General features: G+C 51.8%; 12 protein-coding genes. 11 read left to right on the top strand and 1 reads right to left on the bottom strand.

What is annotated here, in order from left to right; genetic code table 11:
* Positions 1-110: 110 nt before the first annotated feature.
* Together FEZ62_RS18595 and FEZ62_RS18590 are read left to right on the top strand one after the other, a co-directional pair.
* Positions 111-1,046, top strand: coding sequence for an autotransporter outer membrane beta-barrel domain-containing protein (locus FEZ62_RS18595; RefSeq protein ID WP_172929385.1), 936 nt, complete (start codon positions 111-113; stop codon positions 1,044-1,046).
* A 302-nt stretch (positions 1,047-1,348) separates the two neighbouring features.
* Positions 1,349-2,104: a MipA/OmpV family protein gene (locus FEZ62_RS18590; protein ID WP_201970352.1), complete on the top strand. Its 756-nt coding sequence runs from the start codon at positions 1,349-1,351 to the stop codon at positions 2,102-2,104.
* 66 nt (positions 2,105-2,170) lie between these two features.
* Here the strand turns inward: FEZ62_RS18590 and FEZ62_RS18585 are convergent, their stop codons facing one another.
* Complete coding sequence (locus FEZ62_RS18585; RefSeq protein WP_172929384.1) at positions 2,171-3,055, bottom strand: LysR family transcriptional regulator; 885 nt, start codon at positions 3,053-3,055, stop codon at positions 2,171-2,173.
* Positions 3,056-3,194: 139 nt separating this feature from the next.
* On the opposite strand from FEZ62_RS18585, the gene FEZ62_RS18580 reads away from it, so the two are divergent.
* The 9 genes from FEZ62_RS18580 to FEZ62_RS18540 all read left to right on the top strand — a co-directional run bounded on the left by FEZ62_RS18580 (position 3,195) and on the right by FEZ62_RS18540 (position 11,692).
* Positions 3,195-3,893: a CoA transferase subunit A gene (locus tag FEZ62_RS18580; RefSeq protein ID WP_172929383.1), complete on the top strand. Its 699-nt coding sequence runs from the start codon at positions 3,195-3,197 to the stop codon at positions 3,891-3,893.
* A 47-nt stretch (positions 3,894-3,940) separates the two neighbouring features.
* Complete coding sequence (locus FEZ62_RS18575; RefSeq protein WP_172929382.1) at positions 3,941-4,600, top strand: CoA transferase subunit B; 660 nt, start codon at positions 3,941-3,943, stop codon at positions 4,598-4,600.
* A 33-nt stretch (positions 4,601-4,633) separates the two neighbouring features.
* Positions 4,634-5,815 (top strand): acetyl-CoA C-acetyltransferase, encoded by a 1,182-nt coding sequence (locus FEZ62_RS18570; RefSeq protein ID WP_172929477.1) that lies wholly within the window; start codon positions 4,634-4,636, stop codon positions 5,813-5,815.
* Between the two features lie 403 nt (positions 5,816-6,218).
* On the top strand, positions 6,219-7,874 hold the full coding sequence (locus FEZ62_RS18565; protein ID WP_345940456.1) for a DEAD/DEAH box helicase: 1,656 nt from the start codon (positions 6,219-6,221) through the stop codon (positions 7,872-7,874).
* A gap of 360 nt (positions 7,875-8,234) precedes the next feature.
* On the top strand, positions 8,235-8,792 hold the full coding sequence (locus FEZ62_RS18560) for a fimbrial protein (protein WP_172929380.1): 558 nt from the start codon (positions 8,235-8,237) through the stop codon (positions 8,790-8,792).
* A gap of 66 nt (positions 8,793-8,858) precedes the next feature.
* Complete coding sequence (locus FEZ62_RS18555) at positions 8,859-9,401, top strand: fimbrial protein (protein ID WP_172929379.1); 543 nt, start codon at positions 8,859-8,861, stop codon at positions 9,399-9,401.
* Between the two features lie 425 nt (positions 9,402-9,826).
* Positions 9,827-10,384, top strand: a complete 558-nt coding sequence (locus FEZ62_RS18550) for a fimbrial protein (protein ID WP_172929378.1) — start codon at positions 9,827-9,829, stop codon at positions 10,382-10,384.
* A 61-nt stretch (positions 10,385-10,445) separates the two neighbouring features.
* Positions 10,446-10,982, top strand: a complete 537-nt coding sequence (locus tag FEZ62_RS18545) for a fimbrial protein (protein WP_172929377.1) — start codon at positions 10,446-10,448, stop codon at positions 10,980-10,982.
* Positions 10,983-11,149: 167 nt separating this feature from the next.
* Positions 11,150-11,692, top strand: coding sequence for a fimbrial protein (locus FEZ62_RS18540; protein ID WP_172929376.1), 543 nt, complete (start codon positions 11,150-11,152; stop codon positions 11,690-11,692).
* Positions 11,693-11,719 lie beyond the last annotated feature (27 nt).

The raw sequence follows: 11,719 nt of genomic DNA, 5'->3' as shown, positions 1-11,719 counted from the left end.
GCGAGCCATCACGCGCGATGAGAGGCGGGCAACAAAAGTACATGAGATTCACTACCCTTGGCTGATCAGCGTCTAGAATGATGCTTAATTTCTAACAGGGAAGTCGTTTCATGCCACATGCTCGCTATGCCGCTCCGTTGATCGGTATGTTTTTGGCAGCAGATGCAGCTGCAGAAGGCTTTATACTCCCAGAGGGCAATATTCAGGATCGCGCCAACGGCATTCTGGCGCTCATGGCCTACTCAGTCGTGCCCGACCTGGCCTCCAGCTCAATCAGCGTGGATGACAACAGCGCCGGCAATCCCGAGATCAACATGACCCAGTTCGGTGGCGGCGCCACCATCAGCAAAGAACTGCCGCTGTACCTCGAAGGTGCAGCCGCTTACAGCCGTTACGACCCAAGATTCGTCGCCTCTGCCGGTAACGAATCGCGCAGGGTCCCCGCTAAGTGGACCTCGGTTTCGGCCACAGGTGGTATCGGCTGGGACTTCCCGTTGTCTGATGAGGTGGTGTTGCGGCCGATCGGCAACGTATCACTCGGCTATGTCACCAGCGACCTGAACACCGCGCGGATATTCGTCAACAGTCAGTTCGACAAGGAAATCGACTTTCTCGATGACGGCCACATGAGTGCAGCCGGCTTGGGCGGTTCAATGATGATCGACTGGGAGCGCGTGCGCCCTGAGTATGAAGTCGATCTCGAATTGCGCTACAGCTACATACATCTCAAAAGCATCGGCGGCTCGGATGTGGTGCAGGGCAGCGCCAACGCCGAAACTGCCAATCTATGGTCACGCTGGCGCGCGCCAACCCCGTTCAACGTCATGCACCGGCCGCTGCGCTATGTGCTTGAGTTTTCCTACTCGGAATACCTTGGCGACCAACGAGGAGTGCTGGGTTTTGACCGTCTGGCCACAGCGGGTGTAGGCCTTGAATTCGACTCAAGTGCGTATGACCTGTTTATTACGCGCACACGCCTGGTCGTGCGTCACGTACTGGGCGATAACCTCTCAGGCTTATCGCTGGGGCTGGCCGTGAGTTTTTAAACATAGTCGCTGCAACGCGAACCGAACGACTGCCAACAATAAGCGTTTCAGCAATGGTAAATAGCGTTCACCTAAGCCATACAAACAGCTAATTAATGCTATTTTTGTTGAGGAAATCGACTTACCCGTTGTGAGCCAGCGAAAGGAATGAAGCAATAACTTGGCTAGCAGCTATAACCAACCTTAAGACAGTAGCCAAATACAAAAGATTCGACTCTTCGAATACATCATGGGGATTCTTGATGGTAAGTGCATTTCGCAAAATCGCAATGTGGTCATTTGCTGCCAGTATGGGCGCGCTATTGACCACACAATCTGCACTTGCCGACGTTGAGCTCGGTTCGCTGCAATTGTTATCCGAAGATAACGACACATCGCCGATTCCGCGTGGCTTTGCTGTCGGCGGCGTCGCACTCGGTACAAGTACCCGCTACGAAGCATCAGGCAGCCAGGGCTATGTGATTCCGGGCTTTGTCTACTTCGGCGACGATTTACTGTATGTCGGCGACCGGGGACGCTATTACTTTCACCGAAATGAAAACTTCGCCGCATTCGCCTATGGCCGTGTTCGCTTCGGTAATCTAGACCCGGACGATGAACACGAGTTTGAAGGCATGGATAAACGCCACTCGCAGCTTGAAGCAGGCTTAGGTGCCAACATTATTACCCCGTATGCCTTGCTTACCGCCCGGGCATCGACGGATATAACTGGTACCAGTAACGGTCAGGAAATGCTGCTCTGGGCTGACTTCCCCTGGCTGCATGATCGCTGGCTGGTGATGCCGGGAATGGGCGTTGTCTGGCGCTCGAGCAAAATGGCCAATTATTATTTTGGTGGCGTGTCGGACGATGAAGCCACTTTCGAGCGCCCCAGCTACTCAACCGGCGCAACGGTTTCGCCGATGGTCTCGCTGATTACCATGTACCGCATCAGCAAGAACTGGATCGGCACCGCCTCGTTGGCTTACGAGCATTACGACAGCGATATTGCCGACAGCCCGCTGATCGATACCAAAGGCGAAACCACCTTCCTGATAGGCGCTGGTTATACCTGGTAAATACGCGTTAAATCGGCTGGCGCAGGTGAACTCGCCAGCCGTCTTGCTGCAGTCTGGTGATGCAACTCAGGCCACATGCATTGCCCGTAAAGAGTCGAACAAGGCCTGCGCTGATACCGAAAGCTGATTATCCGGCTTGGTAAGAATGCCGATATTTCGCTCGACAATCGGCGCTTCCAGCTCAAGGCAATGCGCGCCCAACTCGCGCATCTGCTGCCTGCACAACGCCGGCACCGCGCTCACGCCAAGGCCGCTGGCAACCATCCGGCCCACTGTCGCCAACTGATGGCTCTCGAACACCACCGGCAATTGCATTGCGTGGCGCGCCAGATGCTGCTCAAGCATTACCCGCACGGCAGAGGGCCGTTGCAATGTAATAAACGGCTGTTGCAAAAGGGTTGGCCAACTGACGGTGTGCTGCGCTGCCAAGGGTGAATCTGCGTCCACCACGGCGATAAAACGGTCACGGTAGAGCGCGGTGAACTGCAACGATGTATCGCCATCCGGTTCGAAGGCAATGCCCAACTCCACTTCGCGGTCGCGCACCATCGCAATCACCTGCTCGTTGATGACATCGTTAACGGTCACGTTGACGTTGGGGTAGCGCGCCCGGAAATTCATCAATACATCGGGCAGCAGGTTGCAGGCGAAGGAGGGCATGGCCGCAAGAGTTACGCGCCCTTGTTGCAAGGTGAAACGCTGGCGAAGTTGTTCCTCGGCATTCTCCCAGTCTGCCAGCAGCCGGCGTGCCATTGGCAGCAGCGCTTCGCCCTCGGGCGTCAGGTTGACGTTGCGGGTGGTACGGCTGAACAGGCGCCCACCGAGGCCGTCTTCCAGCGCCTTGATCGTCAGGCTCAGTGCTGACTGCGACAGATGCAGCCGTTCGCAGGCCTGAGCAAAACTCAGGCTTTGCGCCACTGCTAAAAAGGCCCGCAGCTGTTTGATGGTCATCTGTTGAGTTTTCCTGAGCGTGTATTGTTTCGATTTTCTAATTAATCATGCTTAAAAATCAACTTAACAAAATACGCTATTGCGTCGAGACTCAAACCATACAGCCGCTTGCGGCCCAATAATAAAGAGGACAGTGCACATGGCAGGTTTTGATAAGCGCGTTAACTCCTACGCAGAGGCAATGGCTGGATTGAGTGATGGTATGACCGTCATCGCCGGTGGTTTTGGCCTGTGCGGCATCCCTGAAAATCTCATCGCCGAAATCAAGCGCATGGGCGCACGCGACCTGACAGTTGTTTCGAATAACTGCGGCGTCGATGGCTTTGGCCTCGGCGTACTGCTCGAAGACCGCCAGATCCGTAAGATGATTGCCTCATACGTCGGCGAAAACGCGCTGTTTGAAAAGCAACTGCTCAGCGGCGAACTAGAAGTCGAACTCACGCCGCAAGGCACCCTGGCTGAAAAAATGCGCGCCGGCGGCGCAGGCATTCCTGCGTTCTTTACCGCAACGGGTGTCGGTACGCCGGTAGCCGAGGGCAAAGAAACCCGTCAGTTCAATGGCCGCGATTACCTGATGGAAACCTCTATCGTTGGCGACTTCGCCATCGTCAAAGGCTGGAAGGCCGACTGGTACGGCAACGTGATCTACCGCCACACGGCACAGAATTTCAACCCGCTCGCGGCCGCTGCGGGCAAGATCACCGTGGTTGAAGTTGAAGAAATCGTCGCACCGGGAGAGCTGGAGCCTACCCAGATTCACACCCCCGGCATTTATGTCGACCGAGTGATACTTGGCCAGTTCGAGAAACGCATCGAACAACGCACCGTGCGCTGCTAATCACCCGCGTCGAAACCGCGATATTTCAGATAAGAGAGAGATAAGTAATGGCCCTTTCCCGCGAACAAATGGCGCAGCGCGTTGCCCGTGAGCTGCAAGATGGTTTTTACGTCAACCTTGGCATCGGCATCCCGACGCTGGTCGCCAACTATGTGCCGGAAGGCATGGAAGTCATGCTGCAATCCGAGAACGGCTTGCTTGGCATGGGCGCGTTCCCGACTGAAGACACAATCGATGCCGACATGATCAACGCCGGCAAGCAGACGGTTACAGCGCGCACCGGTGCTTCAATTTTTTCCTCCGCAGAATCATTCGCGATGATTCGCGGCGGCCACATTGACCTCACCGTACTCGGGGCATTCGAAGTCGACGTCTCAGGCAATATCGCGTCCTGGATGGTGCCGGGCAAGTTGGTCAAAGGCATGGGTGGCGCGATGGATCTGGTCGCAGGGGCCGAGAACATCATCGTGACCATGACCCACGCCTCAAAGAATGGTGAATCCAAGCTGCTGGAGCGCTGCTCCTTGCCACTCACAGGCGCAGGCTGCATCAAACGCGTGCTCACCGATCTGGCTTACCTTGAAATCAGCGATGGCGCATTCATCCTCAAAGAACGCGCACCCGGCGTGAGCGTCGAGGAGATTATTGAAAAGACAGCCGGCAAATTGATCGTGCCGGATCACGTGCCAGAAATGCAGTTCGCCTGAGTCTACGGAGAAACACTTGTGACCGAACAAACCATTCAGGATGTCGTCATCGTCGCCGCCACACGTACAGCTGTCGGCAGTTTTCAGGGCGCGTTGGCGCAAGTACCCGCGGTTGAATTGGGCGCGGTGGTTATCCGCGCGCTGCTGGAACAAACCGGTATCGACGGCGCAGAAGTAGACGAAGTCATCATGGGCCAGGTGTTGACCGCAGGCGCAGGGCAAAATCCCGCGCGCCAGGCTGCAATCAAGGCGGGCCTGCCCAACGCCGTGCCGGCGCTAACCCTCAATAAAGTCTGCGGCAGTGGCCTTAAAGCACTGCACCTGGGCGCGCAAGCCATCCGCTGTGGCGATGCCGAGGTGATTATTGCCGGCGGCCAGGAAAACATGAGCCTGGCGCCCTATGTAATGCCGGGCGCACGCACCGGTTTGCGTATGGGCCACGCGCAAATGCTCGACAGCATGATCGTCGATGGCTTGTGGGATGCATTCAATGACTACCACATGGGCATCACCGCCGAGAATCTGGTCGACAAGTACGCCATCAGCCGTGAAGAGCAAGATGCATTTGCCGCTCAATCGCAGGCCAAAGCCAGCGCGGCGATCGAGGCGGGCCGTTTCACTGCAGAAATCACCCCGGTGATGATCCCGCAGCGTAAAGGCGAGCCAGTGGCTTTTGCGACTGACGAACAACCCCGAGGCGCAACCACCGCAGAAAGCCTGAGCAAATTACGCCCTGCATTCAAGAAAGACGGCAGCGTAACCGCCGGTAATGCCTCCAGCCTCAACGATGGCGCGGCTGCCGTGATGTTGATGAGCGCGGCAAAGGCCGAAAAATTGGGCTTGCCCGTACTCGCGCGCATCGCAAGCTATGCCAACGCAGGTGTAGACCCGGCAATCATGGGGATTGCCCCGGTTAGTGCCACGCAGCGTTGCCTGGCCAAAGCGGGTTGGTCCCTGGCTGACCTCGACTTGATCGAAGCGAACGAAGCATTCGCCGCGCAAGCGCTGGCGGTGGGTAAAGAGCTGCAATGGGACGCAGAGAAGGTCAACGTCAACGGTGGTGCTATTGCTATCGGCCATCCGATTGGCGCATCAGGTTGTCGGGTGCTGGTGACTTTGCTCCATGAAATGCTCAAGCGTGACGCCCATAAAGGCCTTGCGACCTTGTGCATTGGCGGCGGGCAGGGCGTAGCACTGGCTATCGAGCGGGCGTAATCCCTATCCCGTGTACAAAAGTCCCTTACCACGCATAAGGGGCTTTTGTTTTTGAGTCGCAGCGCCCCCACAAACACTTTCGCGTATCTGCAAATTTCCCGCAGTAGCCTAAAAAAACATATGATATCAACGATATACATCTACCCGATGGACGTTGGTAATGCTCTCTGCTGTCAAGCGCTACAGGTTTCGTTTATCCGGCGCATTAGCCCGTTACTTCCCAAGAACGGCTGAATACCTGCGTGAGCAAGGTTCCCTGCACAGTCCATTAGCGCCAACTTCAAAACCGCGCACGGGCAAGAAATCTGTCAAGACTTCAGCAAGCAAAGCCGTAACGGATAAAACTAAGCCAACCAGTGCCGGGCGAAAGCGCGCAACACCCGGCATTTACTCCGCAAAGCCCATGGACATTACACCGGCCCATGTTCAAGCCATGCGCGACAAGGTAGCTGCCGCCGTTCAAGCTGGCGTGATCAGCCAACCTTCAGACGAGCAGTGGGCGATGATTGTCTGTGAGAGCCCGCTCACGCGTATTTTTGCCGGCGCAGGTTCAGGCAAGTCGACAACCTTGGTCTTGCGCGTGGTGTTCATGCTTTGTCATATGGGCATAGAGGTCGACAAGCTTTGTGTCATCTCATTTACCAGCGCCTCGTGCGCAGAGCTGCGTGAGCGCCTGATTAAGCTACTGCGGTTCTGGCAATACCCGTTCGATGCAACACAAGCCCGCGCGACCGTACGTACCTTCCATTCCGCCATGGGCGTTATGGCCAAGGCCTCGCTGGGTAATCCGCAATGGTTTGAACAGTTGGGCGCGCGGGGTGCCAGCGCTGGTGAACTGGATAACCCGCTAACGGGCGCAAGATTGCAATCAGCACAGTTAAATCTTCTCAACGATGCCTATCAGCAGTGCTATTCAGAGGTTGCAGAATTCCGCGAGTTGGTTCATTCACTGCTGCAACTGCCAGCACCCCAGCAAACAGACGCGCCAGGCAAAGCGCCCATGGCTGGCTTCAAGCTCAATGGCGAGTTCAAGCCCGTGCCGCTGCATGAGGCTTTTTATGCTCAGGCGCAGTTTATTGAGAGTATCGGCATCACGATTGCCGACATCCAGCCGCAAAAACTGCAATGCGCTGAGCACGAGCGTACCTTCATCAAAGCCTTGCAGCAGTTCAACGGCTACTTCATGGCCACTCTACAGGCTCAGGGGCTCATGACCTTCAACTGCGCATTTGCTCAGCTCAGTGCCATGCTTATGGCGCCGGAGGGGGGCACTGTGCAGTCAGCTGCCAGTGCTTACAGCCACTTGTTGGTCGATGAGTTCCAGGACATCTCGCCGCAAATCGTTCAGTGGCTCCAAGCCTTGCATCGGCACTTAAGCACTCATAAACAGCCCGTAAGCTTGATGGCTATTGGTGATGACTGGCAGTCGATTTACGCGTGGCGCGGCAGCTCGCCAGAATTGTTCATGAACTTCGACGTGCACTTCCCGTGCAAACCGAAAACCCGCAAAAGCCAAGTGCTGATGCTGGAAACCAATTACCGTTCCATCGCCACCATTGTGGAGGATGCGCAGAACTATCTGCAGGCAGTGGCCTGCAAGCAAGACAAGGCTGCAACGGCCGTGCGCAATGCCCAGTCCGGCGATCACGGACTCAAGCACATTCGCGGCTTCGACCTTAGCCAGCAACTGCCGCAACTGATCAAGCAGATTACCCAGCAGTGCGAGTATGCCGCGCAATGTAACTCCACTGAGGCCACAGCGGTGTTGTTGCTCAGCCGGCGCAATGAACCGCTAAAGCGCATAAAAGCCGAGCTGGATAAAAGGTTGGCGGTCAAGTGCATGACCATCCACCGCGCCAAAGGTCTGCAAGCGCAAGTGGCGATTATCCTGGACGACGGCGCCACGCCGATGCACTACCCGTTGCGAAACGCGCTGTATCAATATTGCGGGTTCTTTAGCAGCAGCTACGACCAGGCCATGGCGGATGAAGCGCAGCGCCTTGGCTATGTCGCAATCACTCGGGCGGTAAGTCGGGCGTACTGGTACTCAAAAAAGTGATATTTATCATTTGTTAATTAAAAAACCAACAATAAGTTGGCTGTAATTTACCTGAAGTAAATAGACAAGATTTGTCGTCGCAGTTTTAAATGAAACGTTGAGTTACATATATAGTAAGTAGGCGCTGAACAGAAAGCACCTGCAGTATATTGCTGCGTCCTGAAGGGAAATTGCGAAAGTGGCTATTACTTCAAGTACATAAACTCAAAGTTCAATTATACTGCGGCTCATCAGAAAACTCCTACATATTTGCTTTTGGCCATTGGCTAGTATTCATTTGCTCCGCAAAGCCTAGCGCGCCACTTGATTTGATAGAAGTGGAGGTTCTAGCACTCGACCAATTGCAAAAACGAGGGAAAGATGAAATCAATTGTTAGTTCAACTCTGTTCAGTGTGAGCATGTTTACAGCAGCAACAGCTTTAGCATCAGACGGTACCATTAACTTTGAGGGTAGCGTAAATGGTGAGAGCTGTAATATAGATATCTCGCAAGGTCTCGTCACTGACAACGGCAACCCAAATGGATTAGTAGTTCTGCCAACTATTGGGTTGTCTGCCTTTTCAAGTGAAGGTTCCAAAGCCGGTAATACTACATTCAATTTTACGTTAACTGACTGCACGCCAGACATCGAAGTGCGGCCTTATTTTGAATCGAATAATGTTAGCACCTCAACAGGCTACCTACTTAATACAGTTTCAGAGCTAAATGGCGGTGCGACAGGAATTGATCTTGAAATATTGAACATTGATAACGAATACATTGATTTGCGTAGCAATCCAGAAGCAACGAACAAGTTTGTCAATGTTGGGAGCAATGGTATAATTATTCTGCACTATAACGTCCAATATACAGCCGGACTTGATCCTACGTCTGGCGATATAAGTAGCGCGCTGACGTATACCTTACAGTATAAATGATGTTGAATTTTCAATTCAGAATTTTGGTCTTGGGTATAACGTAGTGCGAATTATCGAGAGGATGTTATGAAAAATATTATGACGTGTACGTTGTTTAGTGTGAGTTGTGCGATTGCAAATTACAGCTTTGCCTCTAATGGGATTGTACAATTTGTAGGGCACGCAACAGAAGAGTCATGTGATCTATCTATCAATGGTAATGGGTCTTCTAGTGGTACAGTAGTTATACCCTCAGTCAACTTAAGTGACCTGACCAATGCGTCTGGTGCTGAACGGACTTCGTTCACAATTGCAATGCGAAACTGCAATACGAATAATCAGATACGACCGTACTTCGAGTCTAATAATGCAGGCCCCAATGGGTACCTGGCTAATACAACTTCATCAGAGGACGGTGGTGCAAGACTGATAAACCTTGCTATATATAACGAGGACGGAGAGGTTCTCGATATAGGGGGAGCTAACTCGGATGGTTTAGTTCCATTCAAGCCTGTTTCTGGAACAGAAGAGGTAATGTTCAAGTATGCAGTTGCTGTTACAGGTAATTCAAATTCTGCAACAATCGGCAGGGTAACTAGTTCATTGGTATACAGTATAGAGTATCAGTGATTAGTCGTCGATTAGCTAAGCTTGGATTTGTTGCGGTGTATTAATTGTATAATAAGAAGATCTGAATACTATAATTCGCATATTTTGATGGTTCGAGTTGCGCTAGTATACGACTTATTGATTGTCAATCTAGGGTAGGTTAAATCAAGGCGAAAAATGATGAGGCACGTGAAGGTTTTTGGTTTTTAGGTTTGCGCGTAAATGTCAAGCCACAATGATTCTGAGCGTTTATATACAAGCGCTGACTTGTTCAGGTTGGCCGTGTGGGGTTAAATTACAATACAATGAATCAGAAAATACCTACATGTAAGCACTCTATTATTAACTAGTATCGAATTTGCTCAACAGTGCTTGCTGCATCGCAAAACGCGAAAGCAATGTCAGGGTTTCTACAAGTAATCGAAAATTCAAACATCGAGGGAACGATGAAAACTATTTTGAGTTCAGCTTTATTTAGCGTAAGCGTCATGACCGCTGGAGTTGCTACGGCTTCGGATGGCACCGTGAACTTTATAGGCAGCGTGATTGGACAAAGCTGCAACATTGATATTTCACAAGGCCAAGCCCAAAATGGTGTCGGCCCTAACGCGTTGGTAACGTTGCCAACACTGGGTATATCAGCGCTGCCAAATGAAGGCTCAAAAGCCGGCAGCACCTCGTTTTTATTTCTCCTGTCTGATTGCACCCCTGGAATGATGGTCCGACCATTTTTTGAGTCGACCAATGTGAATCCCGCAAGTGGTTATCTGCTGAACACGGTATCCACCGCAAACGGCGGTTCAAGTGATGTTGAGTTGGAAATTCTGAACGTTAATGATGAATCGATTGACCTGAGAACCAATCCTGAGAGCACTAACTCTTATCAGGATATAACCAGCGCAGGCAACGCAGTTATGGAATACAACGTCCAATATACTGCAGGCGTTAATCCAACGTCTGGCACTGTAAGTAGTGCATTGACCTACACACTGCAATACCGCTGAGTTCACGTACTGACGAAAGTGGTTATTTAGCTGGGTTATATTTGATTATTCAGAGGTTTCTATGAAAAAGTTTTTAGCATATACGCTGTTGGGTTTCGGTTGCATTGGATCAAGTGTTGCTTATTCTGCAGATGGAATAGTGCAATTCAACGGCATGCTGACAGAAGAATCTTGCGATTTGTCAGTAGATGGCAATGGCTCATCTGAGGGAACAGTAATTATACCCCCTGTTGAGCTGAGTGAATTGACGGATATTGACAATGCTGAGCAGACTGCATTCACTATTGCACTGCGAAACTGCAATACAAGTATGACTGTACGGCCGCGTTTTGAAGCGGATAATGCCGAGGGTGGGTACTTGATCAACACTACCTCACCTGAAAATGGCGGGGCAGAGCACGTTCAAATTGCACTTTACAACGAAGATGGCGTGTCGCTGAATGCCGGAGGTTATAACCCTGATAGTAAGAACCCTTACAAGCCGCTGGAAGTAGATGGCGAAACTGTGTTTAATTACAATGTTGCACTCACTGGTGTAGAAAGATCTACTGTTGGCCTGGTCACCAGTTCACTGGTTTACAGTATAGAATACCAGTAAAACAAATTGTGCTTTTACACATCGGTAATCATTTTCGCTAACGAAATGGTTATCATGAATGTGGTGACAACCTAGAAAGTGCATTTTGAATGCAAACTGCACAACGCGAAGCAATGAGTTGTGCAGCGCAATAGGAAGATGAACCTTCAACATGGATGTTGCTGGCTATGAAATACGCACTCTCTGCGATTACATTAGGGGTGAGCCTGCTCTCAACGCAGGTGGCTAACGCGGAAGACGGTACGATTCACTTTTCCGGTTTGGTACAAGACCAGTCTTGCGATCTATCGGTAAATGGGAGCAGCAGCGGTGATGGAACAGTGACCCTGCCAAGTGTACTGCTCTCGGAGCTCAATACACCTGGAATTGAAGCAGGCAGCACACCATTCACAATAGCGTTGAAAGACTGCACGCCCGGCTTGATGGTGCGTCCATTCTTTGAAGCGAACAACGTATATGCACCTACAGGCTCCTTGGGCAACACTACCTTGCCGTCTGACGGTGGCGCTCAAAATGTGAATATTGCAATAACTAATAATCAAGGCACTCGGTTAGATCTGAATACCAACCTTGTCGCCGACAATCCATTTCAAGAAATAGACAACGCGGGTGAGGTCGGCTTCACCTACGCAGCCAGTTATTTAGCTGCGGGCAATGTTAGCGTAGGTAAAGTTACTAGCGCTTTGGTTTACAACATACTTTATCAGTAATCATAGCTAGGGACAGCCTTGTTGTTG

Source organism: Pseudomonas sp. MS19 (genome assembly GCF_013277615.1).
GTDB lineage: Bacteria > Pseudomonadota > Gammaproteobacteria > Pseudomonadales > Pseudomonadaceae > Aquipseudomonas > Aquipseudomonas marincola.
Note: the sequence above shows the minus strand (reverse complement) of the source record. Positions and strands in the feature narration are given on the sequence as shown.